16 protein-coding genes, 2 tRNA genes and 3 rRNA genes are annotated in these 18,822 nt (G+C 52.9%); 9 read left to right on the top strand and 12 right to left on the bottom strand.

Annotated features, from left to right (window positions below; genetic code table 11):
* Nucleotides 1–4: 4 nt before the first annotated feature.
* From IPM31_00840 to IPM31_00855, 4 genes are all read left to right on the top strand, one after another.
* The gene (locus IPM31_00840) at nt 5–1,084 is read left to right on the top strand and encodes a hydroxymethylglutaryl-CoA synthase (protein ID MBK9005518.1); all 1,080 of its coding nucleotides are present in this window, start codon (nt 5–7) and stop codon (nt 1,082–1,084) included.
* An 85-nt stretch (nt 1,085–1,169) separates the two neighbouring features.
* On the top strand, nt 1,170–1,598 hold the full coding sequence (locus tag IPM31_00845) for a hypothetical protein (GenBank protein ID MBK9005519.1): 429 nt from the start codon (nt 1,170–1,172) through the stop codon (nt 1,596–1,598).
* Nucleotides 1,599–1,609: 11 nt separating this feature from the next.
* On the top strand, nt 1,610–2,767 hold the full coding sequence (locus IPM31_00850; GenBank protein MBK9005520.1) for a thiolase domain-containing protein: 1,158 nt from the start codon (nt 1,610–1,612) through the stop codon (nt 2,765–2,767).
* Nucleotides 2,768–2,773: 6 nt separating this feature from the next.
* The gene (locus IPM31_00855; protein MBK9005521.1) at nt 2,774–2,920 is read left to right on the top strand and encodes a hypothetical protein; all 147 of its coding nucleotides are present in this window, start codon (nt 2,774–2,776) and stop codon (nt 2,918–2,920) included.
* Here the strand turns inward: IPM31_00855 and IPM31_00860 are convergent.
* Nucleotides 2,909–4,321, bottom strand: a complete 1,413-nt coding sequence (locus IPM31_00860; protein ID MBK9005522.1) for a hypothetical protein — start codon at nt 4,319–4,321, stop codon at nt 2,909–2,911. The genes IPM31_00855 and IPM31_00860 overlap by 12 nt on opposite strands.
* Nucleotides 4,322–4,555: 234 nt before the next feature.
* Between IPM31_00860 and IPM31_00865 the strand changes: the two genes are divergently transcribed.
* Nucleotides 4,556–4,726 carry a hypothetical protein gene (locus IPM31_00865; GenBank protein MBK9005523.1) on the top strand — a complete coding sequence of 57 codons (171 nt, stop codon included), beginning with the start codon at nt 4,556–4,558 and terminating at the stop codon, nt 4,724–4,726.
* A gap of 213 nt (nt 4,727–4,939) precedes the next feature.
* Here the strand turns inward: IPM31_00865 and IPM31_00870 are convergent, their stop codons facing one another.
* Both IPM31_00870 and IPM31_00875 read right to left on the bottom strand, forming a co-directional pair.
* Nucleotides 4,940–5,152 (bottom strand): DUF2281 domain-containing protein, encoded by a 213-nt coding sequence (locus IPM31_00870; protein MBK9005524.1) that lies wholly within the window; start codon nt 5,150–5,152, stop codon nt 4,940–4,942.
* Nucleotides 5,153–5,555: 403 nt separating this feature from the next.
* Complete coding sequence (locus IPM31_00875) at nt 5,556–5,774, bottom strand: YtxH domain-containing protein (GenBank protein ID MBK9005525.1); 219 nt, start codon at nt 5,772–5,774, stop codon at nt 5,556–5,558.
* A 234-nt stretch (nt 5,775–6,008) separates the two neighbouring features.
* Between IPM31_00875 and panB the strand changes: the two genes are divergently transcribed.
* The 3 genes from panB (at nt 6,009) to IPM31_00890 (ending at nt 8,905) form a co-directional block, all read left to right on the top strand.
* A complete protein-coding gene (gene panB / locus IPM31_00880; protein MBK9005526.1) occupies nt 6,009–6,893 on the top strand; it encodes a 3-methyl-2-oxobutanoate hydroxymethyltransferase in 885 nt (294 codons plus the stop codon).
* Nucleotides 6,894–6,956: 63 nt separating this feature from the next.
* The gene (locus tag IPM31_00885) at nt 6,957–7,937 is read left to right on the top strand and encodes a 2-dehydropantoate 2-reductase (protein MBK9005527.1); all 981 of its coding nucleotides are present in this window, start codon (nt 6,957–6,959) and stop codon (nt 7,935–7,937) included.
* Between the two features lie 44 nt (nt 7,938–7,981).
* Complete coding sequence (locus tag IPM31_00890) at nt 7,982–8,905, top strand: hypothetical protein (protein MBK9005528.1); 924 nt, start codon at nt 7,982–7,984, stop codon at nt 8,903–8,905.
* Between the two features lie 114 nt (nt 8,906–9,019).
* Here the strand turns inward: IPM31_00890 and infA are convergent, their stop codons facing one another.
* From infA to IPM31_00935, 9 genes are all read right to left on the bottom strand, one after another.
* Nucleotides 9,020–9,268: a translation initiation factor IF-1 gene (gene infA / locus IPM31_00895; GenBank protein ID MBK9005529.1), complete on the bottom strand. Its 249-nt coding sequence runs from the start codon at nt 9,266–9,268 to the stop codon at nt 9,020–9,022.
* A gap of 20 nt (nt 9,269–9,288) precedes the next feature.
* Nucleotides 9,289–9,489 (bottom strand): 30S ribosomal protein S21, encoded by a 201-nt coding sequence (gene rpsU / locus IPM31_00900; protein ID MBK9005530.1) that lies wholly within the window; start codon nt 9,487–9,489, stop codon nt 9,289–9,291.
* Nucleotides 9,490–9,718: 229 nt separating this feature from the next.
* A 5S ribosomal RNA gene (gene rrf, locus IPM31_00905) occupies nt 9,719–9,835 on the bottom strand.
* A 75-nt stretch (nt 9,836–9,910) separates the two neighbouring features.
* A 23S ribosomal RNA gene (locus tag IPM31_00910) occupies nt 9,911–12,872 on the bottom strand.
* Between the two features lie 331 nt (nt 12,873–13,203).
* A tRNA-Ala gene (locus IPM31_00915) sits at nt 13,204–13,275 on the bottom strand.
* Nucleotides 13,276–13,291: 16 nt separating this feature from the next.
* Nucleotides 13,292–13,365: transfer RNA gene (locus tag IPM31_00920), tRNA-Ile, on the bottom strand.
* 126 nt (nt 13,366–13,491) lie between these two features.
* Nucleotides 13,492–15,003 (bottom strand): 16S ribosomal RNA (locus IPM31_00925).
* The 16S, 23S and 5S rRNA genes sit together here with 2 tRNA genes alongside, the layout of an rRNA operon.
* A gap of 308 nt (nt 15,004–15,311) precedes the next feature.
* Nucleotides 15,312–16,577, bottom strand: a complete 1,266-nt coding sequence (locus IPM31_00930; GenBank protein MBK9005531.1) for a glycosyltransferase family 1 protein — start codon at nt 16,575–16,577, stop codon at nt 15,312–15,314.
* Nucleotides 16,574–17,872 carry a glycosyltransferase family 1 protein gene (locus tag IPM31_00935; GenBank protein ID MBK9005532.1) on the bottom strand — a complete coding sequence of 433 codons (1,299 nt, stop codon included), beginning with the start codon at nt 17,870–17,872 and terminating at the stop codon, nt 16,574–16,576. Before IPM31_00935 ends, IPM31_00930 begins: the two co-directional genes overlap by 4 nt.
* Nucleotides 17,873–17,963: 91 nt before the next feature.
* Between IPM31_00935 and IPM31_00940 the strand changes: the two genes are divergently transcribed.
* The gene (locus IPM31_00940) at nt 17,964–18,797 is read left to right on the top strand and encodes an NAD(P)-dependent oxidoreductase (protein MBK9005533.1); all 834 of its coding nucleotides are present in this window, start codon (nt 17,964–17,966) and stop codon (nt 18,795–18,797) included.
* The last annotated feature ends 25 nt before the right edge of the window (nt 18,798–18,822 follow it).

An 18,822-nucleotide genomic window follows, 5' to 3' on the forward strand; every position in this document is an offset into this window, starting at 1 on the left:
ATAAATGACCTCCCCTCACCCTCACCCCCCCACCCTCCTCAAACCAGCCAAACCCGTTGGCATCATTGGCTACGGCGCATACGTGCCGCGCTATCGTCTGCCCGCAAAAGAAGTCGCGCGCGTATGGACGGGCGGCAAAGGCGGACTCCCCATCAAAGAGAAAGCCGTCCCTGGGCTGGATGAAGACGTCATCACCATGTCCATTGAAGCGGCGCGCAACGCGATGAAACGCGCGCAAATTGACCCGACTGAATTGCGGGCGGTCTGGGTCGGGAGCGAGTCCCACCCGTATGCGGTGAAGCCAACCTCCACCTTGGTCGCTGAGGCGATTGGCGCGGTCCCCAACACGCAAGCCGCCGATTGGGAATTCGCTTGCAAGGCAGGCACCGAAGCGCTCGTCGCCGCGATGGGCTTGGTCGGCTCGGGCATGGGCAAGTACGCGATGGCGATCGGCATGGACACCGCGCAAGGCAAGCCAGGCGACGCGCTCGAGTACACCGCAGGCGCGGGCGGCGGCGCGTACATTCTCGGTCCCGCCGAAGAATCGCTGGCGGTCATCAACGCCTCGTATTCGTACGTCACCGACACGCCCGATTTCTGGCGGCGCTCCGACGCGAAATATCCCGAACACGGCATGCGCTTCACGGGCGAACCCGCCTATTTCAAACACGTCAGCGAAGCCGCCACGCATCTGATGGAAGCCAGCGGCACGACCGCCAAAGATTACAAGTGGGCGGTCTTCCACCAGCCCAACACAAAATTTCCGCAACGCGTCGCATCGGGTCTCGGCTTCTCGATGGATCAGATCGAACCTGGGCTTCTCGTCCCTGTGATCGGGAATACGTACGCGGGCGCGGCGATGATCGGACTCACTGCGACTCTCGACATCGCCCAGCCTGGCGATCGGATTCTCGTCGTCTCTTTCGGAAGTGGAGCTGGTTCCGACGCCTTCGACATTTCCGTCACTGACAACGCCCCGCTCCGCGCCAGCCTCGCCACGAAGACACAAGAGTACGTCAAGCGCCGAACAGAGATTGATTACGCAACGTATGTCCGTTTCCGCGGGAAGCTAGCGATGAAGTAAACAAGTACACACGTAGACAGGTACACAAGACCGCGAGAAATGTGTTTCCCTGTGTGCCTGTCTACGTGTCCAACGGAGCGCATATATGACAAATATCATCATCGCCCAATTCAGACAAACACAACTCGGCAAACTCGCCGCCATGCTCATTCTTTTGTTGTTCATCATGGGCTGTACCTTCCTCTCCCCCACGCCAACACCGGATATCCGACCCATCGTAGATGCCTTTTTTTCGGGTTACGCATATCTCGATGTCAATGGTAACGGTGTAATCGACTCGGAAGATACGCCCATAGAGAATGCGACTCTGATTGTTACACTTCAGGGCGGATTCGAAACCGGCGGCTTGACCGACAAAACAGGCTATGCCTTCATCACCATCCCCGGCGGCGTTGACTATCCCGTGACGTTGCGCATGGAAGCGCCAAAAGACAGCAACTTGCAACTCATCGGACCGTCATCGGTCGCCTATCCGTCTGATGAACCCGCAGAATTTCTTTTTACTTCAAAGTGAGATAACACAACATGACAGAAGTCATCATCGCAGGTATCGGACAAACAGAAGTCGGCGAGCATTGGGACATTGGTCTGCGCGACCTTGCCTTTGCCGCCATTCAAGAAGCCGTCAAAGATTCGGGCGGATTGAAACCGCAATCGTTATTCGTCGGCAATATGCTCGCGCCGAATCTTTCCAATCAGGCGCATCTCGGCGTGTTGATCGCGGATTACGCGGGCTTGCTCGGCATCGAAGCCGTGACCATCGAAGCCGCGGGCGCATCAGGCGGCGCGGCGTTGCGGCAAGGCTATCTCGCCGTCAAAAGTGGATTGGTGGATGTCGCGCTCGTCGTCGGCGTGGAGAAGTTTACAGATAAAGTCGGCTCAGGCGTGGACGCGGCTCTCGCCACCACAGGGGACGCGGATTTCGAGTCGGTGCAGGGGATGACTCCCGCCGCGCAAGCCGCATTGTTGATGAAACGCTACATGCACGAGTACGATGTCCCCAAAGACGGGTTCGCTGGTTTTGCATTGACCGCCCACGCGAACGGAGTCGCAAATAAACACGCGATGTTCCGCAAAGCCATCAAGCCCGAGACTTACGCTAAAGCCGAAATGGTCAGCGATCCGCTCAACATGTTCGACATGGCTCCCAACGCAGACGGCGCGGCGGCAGTTGTATTGACCCGCCAAGAGTTATTGCCAAACAATTTCTCACATCCTCTGGTGAAAATCGCTGGCTCGGCTTCTTCATCGGATACGCTTGCATTGCATGATCGCAAAGACATGCTGTACTTCGACACCGCGCAAATCTCCGCTGGCAAGGCGATGAAACAAGTCGGCGCGGTGTTGGATGACATTGACTTGTTTGAGTATCACGACATATTCAGCGTCTACGCCGCGTTACAACTCGAAGCGGTGGGATTCGCTATCAAAGGTAAGGGATGGAAACTTGCCGCAGACAATGAAATCGGGTTGAAGGGAAAAATCCCGTGTGCAACAATGGGCGGAATGAAAGCGCGCGGCTTCGCGGGCGGCGCCTCAGGCGTGTATCAGGCTGTGGATGCGGTGGCCCAGCTTCGAGGTGAGGGCGAAGCGAATCAAATCCCGAATGCGAAGACCGCGTTGATCCAATCCCTTGGCGGACCCGCATCAACGGCAGTGAGTCATATCTTGCAAAGAGCATAGCGCGACATGAATGTCAAGTTGCGTGGTTCAATGTTAGACCTTATCCGTAATAAACAAAATATTTTTTGGGCGCTGAAAAACGCTGATTTCGCTGATTCAAGAAAAGAAAATCTGCGTTTTCTGCGCGATCAGCGTTCAGATTTATTCGGGTAGAGTTCTACCAATCATAATATTTTCAAAATAGACGACCATTTCATATCCTGTAATGACATTTCCTTCTTCAGAAACTGGGGCGATGGAGTTACTGGTGGAAATTGTCACCTTCTCGCCGGGTGTGAGTTCGATTGGTTGGGAAGATTCGCCAATCATCTTTTGGTCATCGCAAATTCCCGGTACAATGCAAGGGATAAAGAAAAGGAGGGAACTCCAGAAAACTTCATCTGGATCTCCTTCAACTTGATAGACCCTGAGCGCAAGGTCGTATGTTTGACCTTGCCCAGCCATGATCTCAACGGTGGCGGTCGCCTGCGTGGAATACAGTGAAGTATTAACCACGCGCACAGGCACGGGATGATGCGACTGCTCCGAGGCTGCCAACACCTGCTGATTTTGTTCCAACGTGACCACGGCGCGAACGTCTAAAATTTGATAACGACCATCGGGGCTGTCGGTCAAAACAAAACTATAGCCTGAAGGCTTGAAGAAATAATTGTTGGACAGGCTTGCCGGCTTGTCAGCTTCTGAAAAGTACGCATCCTTGCATTCGTCCGTTAGGACGACTTGCGCGGTTTTTCCCGATTCGTACTTCCGATGTTCAACGATGGAAGCGCAGAATTTGAGATTTGCAGCGTTTGCTAAAACGGGATCGCCGTAATAGGTTACGGTGGCGCGTAAAAACGAGCCATTTTCAGGTCTATAATAAAAAGAAGAAGAAAAGGATGCAGAGATGGAAACATTGTTTTTCGAGATGAATACCGCAGGTTGAACAGGCTGGGGCGATGGCGAGGGGACTTGTGTCAAGTTACCTTCAGAGACATTTGCCTGCGTTTCCCCTCCCGCTACCGCGCTTTCCATTTGGCCGGTCAAGGTCAAGCCGTTACCGAGTTGGATTCGTCCCATGATTTGGTAACTGGCAAAGTCGGCTGGAAGTTCTGGAATTGAAAATTTAAATATGCAGAGTCTATCTGCTTCATTGGGTGTTTCGGCGCAAGGCGCTTCCTGCTCCAGAAGTTTATTTTTCTGGGAATCAAAAAGGCTAAGCGTTGCGACGCTCCGATAACCTGTCTCAGCCAGCGTTCCGATTAATTGACCAACGATGAGCAGGGAATTTGAGTCAAGGTTTGCCTGTTCGATATGAACAGAAATCGTTGGCAGGGGAGTTTCAGTTACCACAAGTGTCGGCGTTGAAGTTGATGTAGAGGTGGGGGTAAAGGTTGGCGGCGCGGCGCTGGCGGTCTGTGTGAACGCCGCTTCCGCAGTTTGGGCAATATAGGTGTTGATTGCGCCGGGATCCGAAGTCGGCATTGATGGCGCGCCTGGTTGTATTTGCAAACCACCGCACGCCAGCGAGATCATTAACAAGAAACCGAGCATGAGTTTTTGATAGCGGTTCATTTCATCTCCATTTCAAAGCAGGGACAGCAACACAAAATGTTGCGTCGATAAACTTTGCATACGACAACCCGATGAATACAAAGCAGTTTCTGCTAACGACTCTCATTTCCAATCAGCGTAAAACTTTGATAGGATTTGAGAGTTCGACTCTTGAGAAGGAAAACGAGCATAGAAATTTCGGGATGCTGATAACATAAATCAACCCCACAGTTATATCGACAAGGTTTATCCAAATTGTGGCAACAATTGGTGGACTGCAAGCGTATGGCGGGACATGGATACGGCGGCACAGGCTTCGAGGGTAAGGTAGAAGCAACTCAATTTCAGAATAGAATCACTCTGTTATTGCAGTCGCTGGGCAGACCCGCGTCTACGGCGGTGAGTCATATTTTGCAAAGTGGGTAGAGCGACACGCTTCACGTGTCGCATTACGAGGTTCAAAATCTATGTCCATCAAAACTGTAGAAAACAAAAACCTGCGGGAGAAGTCCGCAGGTTTGAATCGGGAGATCATTTCGTCACGCGCAGAGCATGGGAGGAATACGCAGAGGGTGGAGGGGTTTTACAATAGAGTAATTGGTAATTCGTAATTACATCTTACGAATTAATTTGTACATCTCACTCAGCACGAAGGGTGTTCTGATACGTCAGCGCGTTTATTTTCCGTCCGCGCCATGATCCGAAGGCAGGATGTTTTTTCAACGACTGACGCTTACGAGATGCGCGCGTCGGGCTTTGCTGTTGCAGAAAAGAAATGAAATCCATCACCTCGTTCTGTTTTTCAGGAGACAGTTTAGCAATTTGTTCTTGGATTTGTTCGTGAAGGGTCATATTACACCTCGATTGACGTACTCGTCACGCAGTTCCCGGTCGGTAGGGGCCTTGCCCCCTCGCAGGCGAAGCGCGCCTCGGACGCGTTTCAATGACGACCCCTTACGCGATTTCCGCAAGGGACGCATATCAACTTGAAGGGAGCGAGTTAACGCTTCCATCAATTTCAGTCTCTCGTCAGTTGAGAGTCGGTCAATTTCGGTTAGAAGTTGAGCAAAGGTCATATTGCACCTCGCCTTTATTGTACATCGAAAACAAAAACCTGCGGGAGAAATCCGCAGGCTTGAATCGAGAGATCATTTCATCACGCGCAGAGTATGGGAGAAATATGCAGAGGGCGGAGGGGTTTTACGAACACGTGTATGAGTAAGGCGGGTCCACGTGTGCCCTGTCTGTTTAAGTTCTATTCCCCCCTCGGCGCGCGCATGGACTCTAACTGGTGACGCAATTCGATGCGTCGTTCGTCCGCCGCGTGGCGCACATCGTTGAAGAAGTTCTCGCCGCGCGCGCGGATCATCCCGCGCAGTTCCTCGCCCGATTCAGGCGCCATCAACAGCGCAATTGTCGAACCGACGAGACTGCCGACAAAAATTCCGATCAAAAAGCCAAACATGCGTTTCATGGAAATTCTCCTCTATTATCTACCTTGCTCTCGGCGGCGTCCCCGCCGCCGAGGACGGCGGCTTCAGCATTATTTATAAATTTATTATAGGCGAAAAAGGAGATTTGTGGAATAATACGAGTACCGCGCGTATCCGCTTTGCGTGAACGCGACGGCAAAATTTACCCAAGCCTGTCCACCGCGGCGACAAGGGGACGACCGCACCAAACGGCTCCTACCTATTCGGAGGATACCATGTCTGCAACACCAATTTCCACCAGCGCGGCAACGACCGCGCGCAAAAAAGTCACCACGCTCACCTATCGCCAGAAAAAGGAACGCGGCGAGATCATCACCATGCTCACCGCCTACGACTATCCCACCGCGCTGGCGATGGACAAGGCGGGAGTCGATTCCATTCTCGTCGGCGATTCGCTCGGCATGGTGGTGCTGGGATACGAAAACACGCTTCCCGTCACCATGGAGGAGATGCTCCATCACTGCCGCGCCGTCTCACGCGGAGCAAAGTCCGCCCTGCTCGTCGGCGATATGCCGTTCATGTCGTATCAAGTGTCCGTCGAAGAGGCGACGCGCAACGCGGGACGCTTCCTCCAGCACGGCGGCATGGACGCGGTCAAACTCGAGGGCGGACGCGAACGCGCGGATGCGATCCGCTCCATCGTCAACGCGGGGATTCCCGTCATGGGGCATCTTGGACTCACGCCGCAGTCGGTCAACCAACTTGGCGGATTCCGCGCGCAAGGCAAGACCGCCGTCGCCGCGAAACGACTCGTGGAAGATGCGCTCATTCTCGAAGGGGCGGGCTGTTTCGCCATCGTGCTTGAATCGGTCCCTGCGCGGCTGGCGGAGTTGATCTCCAAAAAGATTTCCATCCCCACCATCGGAATCGGCGCGGGCGCAGGCTGTGACGGGCAAGTGCTGGTCACGCACGACCTGCTCGGTCTGTTCGACCGCTTCACGCCGAAGTTCGTCAAGAAGTACGCGAACTTTCACAGCGAGATGCAAAAAGCGTTCGGCGATTTCATCGAAGATGTCGAATCGAAACGCTTTCCCGCGCAGGAACACACCGTTGAGATGGACGACAAAGAGTGGGAATCTTTGCAAAAGGAACTCATCTAAAACAACAAACCACGCAGTACGCAGTATGGAGTAAAACGTATTGCGTACTGCGTATTGCGTAACATGGCAAACGATATCCTCATCCTCGGCACTGGGGCGCTGGGAACTCTGTTCGCGGCGCGTTTATCGCAGGTGGGATACAACGTCACCATGCTCGGCACATGGAAGGAGGGAATCGCGTCCCTGCAAAAAGATGGCGCGCGGATCGTTGATTCCAATGGAAACGAAACAGCGTTCAAAGTCCGCGCTACGGACGATCCGCGTGAATGTGTTGGCGCGAAACACGCGCTCGTGCTGGTCAAAGCATGGCAAACGGAACGCACCGCAAATCAACTTTCAGAATGTCTCGCGGACGATGGACTCGCGGTCACGCTCCAAAACGGGATCGGCAATTACGAAACACTCGCACAAGTTTTAAATAAATCAGCCACAGAGAGCGCAGAGAAAAAAAGAGAAGAAAACTCAAAGAACTCTGTGATCTCTGTGGCTAAACATTCCCGCGTTGCCTTAGGAAGCACAACCACCGGCGCAACCCTCGTAGCACCGGGATTAGCGCGCGCCGGGGGCGAGGGAGTTGTCACGATTCAACGTCATGAAAAACTCGATCCTATCGAATCAGCATTGCTCTCGGCAAAATTCAACGTGCATCTCGTCGAAGACGCGCAATCGTTGGTGTGGGGAAAACTCGTCATCAATGCGGCGATCAACCCATTGACCGCGTTGCTCCGCGTGCCAAACGGCGAGTTATTGAATCGTCCTTCCGCGCGCGAGATGATGGCGAGATTAGCAAGTGAAGTCGCCGAAGTTGCCCGCGCGGAAAAAATAACACTGCCCTTCAACGATCCCGTAGCGATGGTGGAAGAGGTGGCGCGCAAGACTTCAGCAAATCAATCGTCCATGTTGCAGGATGTGCTCCGCAACGCGCCCACGGAAATCGACGCGATCTGCGGCGCGGTGGTCGAGATCGGGAAGAAACGTAATATCGAAACACCAATGAACTGGGCGTGCTGGCAACTGACGCGCTCGCTTCAGAGCCCACAGTGAATTGATATTGATTTACATGGTAAGATTCGGGGAGAGGTGTCTGCATGTCTCAAATAAAACAGTGGTATGCTTTTTTTCTCATCTCTCTTCTGCTTGCTTTTCCATCGAAAGCGCGCGCGCAGGGAGAGGTCAAATTGGATTTTCTCAGCATTGAACTATGGGCTGAATACGACCAGCCAAGCATGCTGATCATCAATGAATTTGTCGTGTCGGCAGAAACGCCGCTCCCGGCTCAAGTGATGTTGCGATTCCCAAAAGAGGGAAACTTGACCGCGGTGGCTTCTAATGTGAACGGGCAGTTGATTAACGCTCCTTTTGAGACGCCTACCCAGCAAGGCGACTGGCAAACGATCGCGTTGAATGTGGATTCCTACGCGCCGTATCGCATTGAATATTATCAACCCATGTTGCGTGAAGGGAACACACGATCGTTTATTTACAAATGGTTCGGCGACTATCAAGTAAACGAGTTCCGCCTGACTCTAAGCCTTCCCGTCGATAGCCGCGAGGTTATGATCGATCCCGCCAACACCTTTGCGACTTCGCAAGATGGTCAGTTCCTCATTGCTACCGTTAACAAAAACAGCCTGAAGATGGGACATTCTTATCAAATGGAGCTGGAATATCGACGAGACACAGAGTCGCTTACTTCTCCAAACGCGGTCAGCCAGGTGCAACCGTCTGAGCCATTGGGCGAGGATACGTTGGGCCGTACTTCGGTGGACAATCTTCCATGGATTGTCGGCGGGATCGGGATCGCTATGATCGGTTTTGTGTTGATCTTGTATCGTCGATCCCTGCAATCGAATGTATCGCACTCCTCCAACTCTCGAAAACGACGCGGTAAACGCGCAGGCTCCCAAACGGATGAATCGCAAGAGGAAGTCTATTGCCACCAATGCGGCACGCGCGCCGTCGCCGGGGATCGCTTCTGCCGCGCGTGCGGGAGCAAACTCCGCGCGAGGTAGGGCGAACCAGCCGCACTTGTGGAAAGAAGCGTTGTGTCCATCCGCATTAAATGTAAAACGGCTCTCGAAACTTCGAGAGCCGTTTCAGTTCCATCAATGAAAAAGGAGGGATGGCTATTCTTGCACAGGCATGGGCGCATTTTTGCGCTGGCGGAACGTGATGCGCGCGCGGGTCAGATCATACGGCGACATTTCCATCGCGACGCGGTCTCCGAGCAGGATGCGAATGTAGTGTTTACGCATTTTACCGGAGAGGTAGGCGAGCACTTCATGCCCGTTATCGAGCCTCACGCGGAACTGGGTGCCGGGCAGCGCCTCGATCACAAGTCCTTCGGCGCGAATTTTATCTTCTTCCTTAGCCATAGTGTCTCTTTCTACTTGTTTCACTCGCCGTCGCGGGTGAAGGTGCGCCGCTTGATGCGACGGATCGCTTTTTTCTTTTCCATTCGGCGCTGTTCGCTTTTGGAGACGAACCAGCGTTTGCGGCGGACGGTGCTGAGCACTCCGCTCTTGACGACCTTTTTGCGAAAGCGTTTCAACAGCGAGTCTTGCGATTCGCCATTACGAAGATTTACGGATGCCAAACGAAGTCACCTCCTTCCCGCATGAAAATAAAAAACTCTGCTTACATGCAGAGTCGGTTGAGGGTCTTTCAAGAAATAAGAAACGACAAAATGATCGCTGGATCAAACCGTGCGCTTCACGCTCCTCTTTTGTAATCGGGGCTATGCCCGTCAACCGAACTGCAAGATTAATTATACATGAAACACGCGCAGTTGGATAGACTGCGCGTGTGCTTTTTTAAGAAAAGCCTCTTGGCAATGACCTACTCTCCCAGGAGGTCGCCCTCCAAGTACCATCGGCGCTGACGGACTTAACTGCCGGGTTCGGGATGTGACCGGGTGTACCCCCGTCGCTCCAATCACCAAGAGACTATTTCACAAGGTAGTGCTGAACAGTAACTGATAAGATTTGCGTGGAAGAGTAATAAGTTCTCCACATCACGGGATTCAGCCCTCGACCATTAGTACAACTTAGCTCAACACATTACTGCGCTTACACTTGTTGCCTATATAGCAGGTGGTCTACCTGCGGTCTTACTCTGTTAACCAGAATACAGGGATCTAATCTTGAGGCGAGTTTCCCACTTAGATGCTTTCAGCGGTTATCTCTGCCCGACGTAGCTACCCAGCAATGCTCCTGGCGGAACAACTGGCACACCAGAGGTCAGTCCACTCCGGTCCTCTCGTACTAGGAGCAGCTCCTCTCAAATCCCTTACGCCCACAGCGGATAGAGACCGACCTGTCTCACGACGGTCTGAACCCAGCTCGCGTACCGCTTTAACGGGCGAACAGCCCGACCCTTGGGACCTTGTCCAGCCCCAGGATGCGATGAGCCGACATCGAGGTGCCGAGCGAGATCGTCGATGTGAACTCTTGGATCTCACCAGCCTGTTATCCCCGGGGTAGCTTTTATCCGGTAAGCCACGGCCCTTCCACTCGGTACCGTGGGATCACTAAGCCCTACTTTCGTATCTGCTCGACGCGTTGGTCTTGCAGTCAAGCTCCCTTATGCCTTTACACTCTGTGGTGGGTTTCCATTCCACCTGAGGGAACCTTTGGGCGCCTCCGTTACCATTTAGGAGGCGACCGCCCCAGTCAAACTGCCCACCTGGCACGGTCCCCCATCCGGATGACGGAATGGGGTTAGGATCTAAACATAATCAGGGTGGTATTTCACTGATGGCTCCACCGAGGCTAACGCCCCAGCTTCAAAGCCTCCCACCTATGCTACACAGATCATGTCCAAATACAATGCCAAGATGCAGTAAAGCTCCACGGGGTCTTTTTGTCCTGCTGCGGGTAGGCCGCATCTTCACAGCCATTTCAACTTCACCGGGTCCCTTGTTGAGACAGTGCTCTGATCGTTACGCGGTTCGTGCGGGTCGGAACTTACCCGACAAGGAATTTCGCTACCTTAGGACCGTTATAGTTACGGCCGCCGTTCACCGGGGCTTCGGTTCGAAGCTTCGCTTACGCTAACCTCTCCCCTTAACCTTCCGGCACTGGGCACGCGTCAGCCCCTATACATCGCCTTACGGCTTAGCAGAGACCTGTGTTTTTGTTAAACAGTCGCCAGAGCCATTTCACTGCGACCTTCAAGCGCTTTGGTTACCCGAACGCTCGAAGGTACCCCTTCTCCCGAAGTTACGGGGTCATGTTGCCTAGTTCCTTAACAAGGGTTCTCCCGTTCGCCTTGGTATACTCTACCCATCTACCAGTGTCGGTTTGCGGTACGGGCGCTCAGAATTCAACGTTTAGAGGCTTTTCTCGGCAACAAGGCTCAACCACTTATGCCTTACGGCTCGCTCTTGTCTCAGCTCAGCTGACGGATTTGCCAATCAGCCTCAACGCCTAAACAGATCGCACCTGCATCCAATAGCAGGCTGGCCTACCTCGTTGCGTCCCCCCATCACTCGTCCTGAGCGGTTCCGGAATGTTGACCGGATGTCCATCACCTACGCCTTTCGGCCTCGGCTAAGGACCCGACTAACCCGACGCGGAATGACCTGGCGTCGGAAACCTTAGATTTACGGCGAACACGGTTCTCACGTGTTTATACGCTACTCATGCCTGCATTCTCACTTCCATCCGCTCCAGTCGCCCTTATCGATCGACCTTCACCGCTGATGGAACGCTCCCCTACTGCCCCAGCAAATGCTGAGACTCATAGCTTCGGTACTACACTTAGCCCCGTTAAGTTTTCCGCGCAAGGTCACTAGACCAGTAAGCTGTTACGCACTTTTTAAAGGGTGGCTGCTTCTAAGCCAACCTCCTGGTTGTTCAAGTAACCTCACCTCGTTTCCCACTTAGTGTAGATTTTGGGACCTTAGCTGATGATCTGGGCTGTTTCCCTTTCGACCACGAAACTCATCTCCCGTAGTCCGACTGCCATGCTCTGGAATACTGGCATTCCGAGTTTGATTGGGTTCAGTAAGCGGTAAGCCCCTTAGCCCATTCAGTGCTGTACCTCCAGTATTAAACGCATGACGCTAGCCCTAAAGCTATTTCGGGGAGAACCAGCTATCTCCGAGTTCGTTTGGCATATCACCTCTACCCACAGGTCATCTTCTAATTTTGCAACATTAGTAAGTTCGGGCCTCCACGAGCGTTTAGACTCGCTTCACCCTGCCCATGGGTAGCTCACTCGGTTTCGGGCCTAATCCCAGCGACTGTACGCCCTATTCAGACTCGCTTTCGCTACGGCTTCGGGTGTCACTCCCTTAACCTAGCCACTGAGATTAACTCGCAGGCTCATTCTCCAAGAGGCACGCTGTCAGACATAGCGGGGAACATCTGTATTTCTACAGCGCTCAACCCGCTGTTAGTCCTCCAACTGTTTGTAGGCTTTCGGTTTCAGATTCTATTTCACTCGGCTAACAGCCGTACTTTTCACCTTTCCCTCACGGTACTTGTTCACTATCGGTCGCCAAATGTATTTAGCTTTGGAGAGTGGACTCCCCAGATTCCTGCCGGATTAGCGTGCCCGGCAGTACTCAGGTATCTGGCGGAAGACAATCAGTTTTCGCATACGGGGCTCTTACCCTCTTTGGCAGGCTTTCCCACACCTTTCCGCTAACTGACTGTTTTGTAACTTCCATATGCCAGACCCTACAACCCCGCCCGTGCAAGCACGGACGGTTTGAGCTGTTCCCCGTTCGCTCGCCACTACTAGGAGAATATTTTCTTTTCCTCCAGGTACTTAGATGTTTCAGTTCCCTGGGTTACCTTCCTCCAACTTATGTGTTCAGTAGGAGGATGCTCGAGGTTCGCTCGAGCGAGTTTCCTCATTCGGACATCCCCGGATCGCAGCCTGTACACGGCTCCCCAGGGGCTTATCGCAGTGTCCCACGTCCTTCATCGGCATTTGGCGCCAAGGCATTCACCGAAAGCCCTTAGTAGCTTCTCCACGTGATGCGGAGAATTTATTACTCTTCATTACTTGCTTTCGGCCTACAAATATTTCTTGATATTTGAGGATATTATCTTTCAGTCACTATTCAGTTTTTAAGGTGCAACTCACCGGTTGACCAGTGAACGACGCGCTTGATCTTATTTTATTCATCAAGGGCATCGGTCACCCTTCAACAATATTCAGATTTTAGAGACAGTTCGACCCGGCACACACCGCCGGGTCGGAAAACTTCGACCTTTAAACATTGCGGCGCTTTTCTGGCTTTATGTCTGCGAACTGTTTAACAAATTTTTCTTTACTCCAAAACTTCACACGAACTCAGTGGAGATGGCGGGATTTGAACCCGCGACCTTCGCGTTGCAAACGCGCTGCTCTCCCACTGAGCTACATCCCCAGATCGAACTGGGTAGTGGGCTTGACAGGATTCGAACCTGTGACCCCTGCGTTATCAGCACAGTGCTCTAACCAACTGAGCTACAAGCCCGTATGGACCTTGGCAACTGAGTAGTGATAGGAAATTCCAACCCCATGTCCAGCGCCTCATCACCGTAAGGCACATGAAAATGAGTGGAGCAAATCTCTCGTGAGGGAGATCGCTCAAGTACTCTAGAAAGGAGGTGATCCAGGCGCACCTTCCGGTACACCTACCTTGTTACGACTTCGTCCCAGTCACCAGCACCACCTTCGACAGCGCCCTCCTTGCGGTTAGGCTACCGGCTTCAGGTGTTACCAGCTCCCATGACGTGACGGGCGGTGTGTACAAGGCCCGAGAACGTATTCAACGCACTATAGCTGACGCGCGTTTACTAGCAACTCCAGCTTCATGCAGGCGAGTTGCAGCCTGCAATCTGAACTGAGGACAGTTTTGCGGGATTGGCTCCACCTCGCGGCTTGGCAACCCATTGTACTGCCCATTGTAGCGTGTGTGTAGCCCCAGGCATAAAGGCCATGCTGACTTGACGTCATCCCCGCCTTCCTCCGGCTTAATACCGGCGGTCCCGCGTGACACGTATAACACGCGGCGAGGGTTGCGCTCGTTAGCGGACTTAACCGAACATCTCACGACACGAGCTGACGACAGCCATGCAACACCTGTTCAGGCTCCCTTGCGGGTCGGTCACCTTTCGGATCTCTACCACCTGTATGTCAAGCCTGGGTAAGGTTCTTCGTGTAGCATCGAATTAAACCACACGCTCCGCTGCTTGTGCGGGCCCCCGTCAATTCCTTTGAGTTTTAACCTTGCGGCCGTAGTCCCCAGGCGGTGAACTTATCGCGTTTGCTTCGGCACTGATGGAGTTTAACCCACCAACGCCAAGTTCACATCGTTTACGGCTAGGATTACCGGGGTCTCTAATCCCGTTTACTACCCTAGCTGTCGCGTCTGAGTGTCAGAAACAGACCAGAAGATCGCCTTCGCCACTGGTGTTCCTCCCGATATCTACGCATTTCACCACTACACCGGGAATTCCATCTTCCTCTTCTGCTCTCAAGTCCGGTAGTATTGAACGACCTCTCCCAGTTGAGCCGGGAGATTTCACGCCCAACTTACCGAACCACCTGCACGCGCTTTACGCCCAGTGAATCCGGATAACGCTCGCCTCCTACGTTTTACCGCGGCTGCTGGCACGTAGTTAGCCGAGACTTATTCCTGAGATACTGTCCTTTCTCATCTCTCAGAAAAGCGCTTTACGATCCGAAGACCTTCATCGCGCACGCGGCGTTGCTGCATCAGGCTTTCGCCCATTGTGCAATATTCCCTACTGCTGCCACCCGTAGGTGTATGGACCGTGTTTCAGTTCCATTGTGGGGGGCCACCCTCTCAGGTCCCCTACCCGTCGTAGCCTTGGTGAGCCGTTACCTCACCAACTAGCTGATGGGACGCAGGTCCCTCCCAAAGCGAATTGCTCCTTTAGTCAACGATTTCTAAACTCGCAGACCACATGCGGCATTAGCAATCCTTTCGGACTGTTATTCCACACTTTGGGGTAGGTCACCCACGCGTTACTCACCCGTTCGCCACTAGGATACTCCTCGTATTGCTACAAAAAGCACCTCGTTCGACTTGCATGTATTAGGCACGCCGCCAGCGTTCATCCTGAGCCAGGATCAAACTCTCCGCAAAAAATTTTTTCACTCTTGCGAGTGTTAGTTTACGGTTTTTTTTACTGGATCGACAGAGTTGTTGCTTCCTATCACTATTCAGTTGTCAAGGTGCTGTTCGGCCTGTCAAATCATCGACAGACGAAAAACCGATGTTCGCTTTCAACATCGGCTCGTCAGACTGCAAAACCAACAGGCTTGTGTCTCTGACTGGAGACTGCTTGCTCAATTTTCAATGATCTGTCAGGGGGACGAGATCCATCAACGTACTGCGAACGCTGATTATATGCTTTTCGTTGACTTTGTCAATAGTCGTCAGACAAATTAACCTTAAAAAATTGCCCTTTCATTCCAATCTCGAACATGGGATTCGATCAACTCCACCGCCCGACTCGCGCCATCCTCGCCTCGCATCTTTCGACGGGCGGCTTGGGCGCGCTCACCTGCGGCTGGACTCGAAGCCTCGGCGATCGCCCGCGTCAATCGTTCAACCGTGAGATTCTTTATAAGAATAGGTTTTGGTCCAGCGCCGATCGCATGAACACGTCTTCCCCAAAACGGCTGATCGCCAGTGAACGGCACAACAATATTTGGAATCCCCGCGCGCAACCCGGCAGAAGTTGTCCCTGCCCCACCATGGTGAACGACCATCTTACAACGCGGCAACAACCAATCATGCGGAGCGGATTCGAGATACAGCAAATCTTTTGACGAAGATTGATTCACGCCTCCCCATCCCGAAAGGATAATTCCGCGATGATTGGTTTGCTTCAATGAATCACGAACGATCTCATCAATTCGTCTCGCATCACGATTGACCATACTCCCAAACGAAACGCAAATGGGTTTTTCTCCTGATTCCAAAAAGGATTGCAACTCATGTGGTGGTTGATAGGATGAATCAACAAAGTCGAAATAGAAGTATCCCGTCACGTGGACATTTACCTTCCACTCTGCCGAAGGGGGTAAAACGCTGGGGCTCCACGCGCACAGGATCAAGGTTGGAGGGCGAAGCGGATCATCGTCAAACGGGAAATAAAGTTTCCGCTTGGGCAATCCTGCGCGGCGGCGGACTTGTTCATATCCAAATGTGGCAGTCCATTTTGAAATTCGACTGGAAGCATAGTGTGAAAAATAATTCAACGCGCGGAGTTTCAGATCGGGCATGGCGGCGTTGGGATAATCGCCCGTTGGCGTGAACATCGGAAAAGTTTGGATGTGAACGTCGGGGATATTTTTTTCGCGGGCAATGGTGTGCGCACCGACCGCGTGCGCAAACGTGTGGATGATGAGGTCCGCATCGCGGCAGGCTTCATCGGTTTGACGCGCAACATCGGCGCCGATGGCTACGGCATGATCCATCATCTCGCGCATTTGTTTGAACGGATTGAAACCGACATTGTTCAAGCGGCGACTCAAATCTTCGGGGTCGCCTGCCAAAGGGACGAACGAAATGCCGTATCCCTCAATAAGGTTTTTGAAGCGATTCGGCGCGGCAAGTTTGACTGAATGCCCGCGAGCCATCAAGCCGAGCGAAAGCGGAAGAAACGGTTGGACGTCGCCGCGCGAGCCGTAGGTGAGGATGGTGATGTTCATTTATCGTTTTGGTTGATCGTTCTTTCTTTCCAATTTCGCGCGTGTGACTCGATCAATTCTACCGCGCGCATCACACCGTCTTCTTTATAAATGGACTGCCCAAGCGTATGTGCGCGTTGACGAATGTTATCGCCACTCGCTTCGCTGATGGCTTGAGTCAATCGTTCAACAGAAAGGCGCTTTACCAAAATTGGTTTAGGCGCCGCGCCTACCGAGTGGACTCTCCGCGCCCAAAACGGTTGATCGGTCATGAACGGGACGACAACTTGCGGGATGCCCGCTCGAAGACCGGCGGCAACTGTCCCTGCGCCGCCGTGATGGATGAGCATTTTACAGCGCGGCAAAAGCCAATCATGCGGAGCGGATTCGATGTAGAGCAGATCATTGGAGGAATTCTTACGAGCGCCTCCCCATCCCGACAAGATGATCCCACGTTGACCTGTCTTCGTCAGAGCTTCACGAACGATACGGTCAATCTTTTCCGCATCACGATTAACCATGCTCCCAAACGAAACGCAAACGGGAGGTTCGCCCGCATCAAGAAAGTTTTGCAATTCAGTTGACGGTTGAATCGATTCGGCTTTTTCAAAGAAGAAATATCCCGTCACGTGGACGTTCGCCGACCATTCTTTTGAAGGTGGGATAAGGCTGGGGCTCCACGCGCACAGCATCAAGGTCGGAGGGCGAAGCGATGTCCTGAGTTTATCGAAGGGCGATGTTTTGTCAAAGGGGAAATAAAGTTTCCGTTTGGGGAGTCCCGCGCGGCGGCTGATGTGTCGAAATCCAAAACGCGACAACCACCACATTATTTTTATCCCCGCGACGTGCGTGAAATAATTCAACGCGCGGAGTTTCAGATCGGGCAACACAACGCTCGGATAATCGCCCGTTGGCGCGAACATCGGAAAGGTTTGCACGTGGACATCGGGGATATTCATCTCTCGCGCGCGGGTGTGACCGTCAACCATGTGCGAAAAAGCGTGGATGATGAGGTCGGCATCTTTGCACGCCTCGGCGCTTTGCTGGAACACGTCCGCGCCGACTTCGAGCGCGTGCGCATACCCCTCGCGCAACATTTTGAAAATATTGTTGCGGGCATCGTTGATGCGCAGGATCGCGGCGCCGGGATCACCCGGCAAAGGGACGAATTCTATGCCATACCCTTCGACCAAATCCTCGAAGCGACTCGGCGCGGCAAGTTTGACAGAATGTCCCCGTAAAATTAATTTTATAGACAGTGGAAGAAACGGCTGAACATCGCCGCGCGAACCGTAGGTGAGGATGACGATCTTCATGCGAATATTTTACCTTGCGGAAAATGCTATACTCAAAAAGTTCTTGGCGCAGTTGCACTGTCGCATGAACAGATCGCATCAAGGAGACATTATGGCAAAGATTGGCATCCTGCATCCTGGCGAGATGGGAGTTTCCATCGCCGCGTCCGCCGTCAACAACGGACATGAAGTTCGTTGGGTTTCAGAAAACCGCAGTGATAAGACTCGCCGCCGCGCGGAAAAATATAATTTGATTGAAGTTGAATCAATGAAACGGCTTTGCGACTCCGTCGAGATCATCTTCAGCGTCTGCCCTCCACATGCGGCTGAGGATGTTGCGAAGTCGGTGATTGACTGCGGTTTCAAGGGATATTATCTCGACGCCAATGCGATTTCGCCGCAGCGGGCAAAGAGAATTGGAGAATTATTATCCGCCAACAACATCCAATTCATTGACGGAGGTATCATCGGCGGACCTGCCTGGACACCGAAAGAGACCGTTCTTTATTTGTCGGGCAAAGACGCAAAGGTTATCGCCGATTGCTTTTCAAACGGACCGCTCGAAACGAGAATCATCGGTGATGAAATCGGTAAGGCGTCCGCGCTCAAGATGTGTTACGCGGCTTACTCGAAAGGGACAACCGCCCTGCTCAGCGCAATTCTCGCAACCGCCGAGTCGCTCGGTGTGCGCGATGAACTTTACAAACAATGGGATATGGACGACTCCAATTTTTCAGAGCAGGCAAATCGGAGAGCGACGCGCGTCACGGCAAAGGCATGGAGGTTCGAAGGCGAGATGCGCGAGATCGCGTCAACTTTTGAAGAGGCGGGCTTGCCCAGCGGATTCCACAAAGCGGCGGCGGAGGTTTATCGTCGCATCGCGGGATTCAAAGATGCGGCTGAATCTCCAAAGTTGGAAGAGGCGTTAGAAGCATTGCTCAAGTAGCGGGAATAACCAACATGAATCAACA

Origin of the sequence: Candidatus Defluviilinea gracilis (assembly GCA_016716235.1) — a bacterium.
In the GTDB taxonomy this organism is placed as follows: Bacteria; Chloroflexota; Anaerolineae; order Anaerolineales; family Villigracilaceae; genus Defluviilinea; species Defluviilinea gracilis.

Bases quoted from the DNA above. Each gene is read 5' to 3' on its own strand.
- IPM31_00860 (MBK9005522.1), bottom strand. From the start codon at position 4,321: ATGAACCGCTATCAAAAACTCATGCTCGGTTTCTTGTTAATGATCTCG.
- IPM31_00885 (MBK9005527.1), top strand. From the start codon at position 6,957: ATGGCAAACGATATCCTCATCCTCGGCACTGGGGCGCTGGGAACTCTG.
- IPM31_00870 (MBK9005524.1), bottom strand. From the start codon at position 5,152: ATGACCCTTCACGAACAAATCCAAGAACAAATTGCTAAACTGTCTCCT.
- IPM31_00840 (MBK9005518.1), top strand. From the start codon at position 5: ATGACCTCCCCTCACCCTCACCCCCCCACCCTCCTCAAACCAGCCAAA.
- IPM31_00935 (MBK9005532.1), bottom strand. From the start codon at position 17,872: ATGAAGATCGTCATCCTCACCTACGGTTCGCGCGGCGATGTTCAGCCG.
- IPM31_00855 (MBK9005521.1), top strand. From the start codon at position 2,774: ATGAATGTCAAGTTGCGTGGTTCAATGTTAGACCTTATCCGTAATAAA.
- IPM31_00940 (MBK9005533.1), top strand. From the start codon at position 17,964: ATGGCAAAGATTGGCATCCTGCATCCTGGCGAGATGGGAGTTTCCATC.
- infA (MBK9005529.1), bottom strand. From the start codon at position 9,268: ATGGCTAAGGAAGAAGATAAAATTCGCGCCGAAGGACTTGTGATCGAG.
- IPM31_00845 (MBK9005519.1), top strand. From the start codon at position 1,170: ATGACAAATATCATCATCGCCCAATTCAGACAAACACAACTCGGCAAA.
- IPM31_00875 (MBK9005525.1), bottom strand. From the start codon at position 5,774: ATGAAACGCATGTTTGGCTTTTTGATCGGAATTTTTGTCGGCAGTCTC.
- panB (MBK9005526.1), top strand. From the start codon at position 6,009: ATGTCTGCAACACCAATTTCCACCAGCGCGGCAACGACCGCGCGCAAA.
- IPM31_00930 (MBK9005531.1), bottom strand. From the start codon at position 16,577: ATGAACATCACCATCCTCACCTACGGCTCGCGCGGCGACGTCCAACCG.
- IPM31_00890 (MBK9005528.1), top strand. From the start codon at position 7,982: ATGTCTCAAATAAAACAGTGGTATGCTTTTTTTCTCATCTCTCTTCTG.
- IPM31_00850 (MBK9005520.1), top strand. From the start codon at position 1,610: ATGACAGAAGTCATCATCGCAGGTATCGGACAAACAGAAGTCGGCGAG.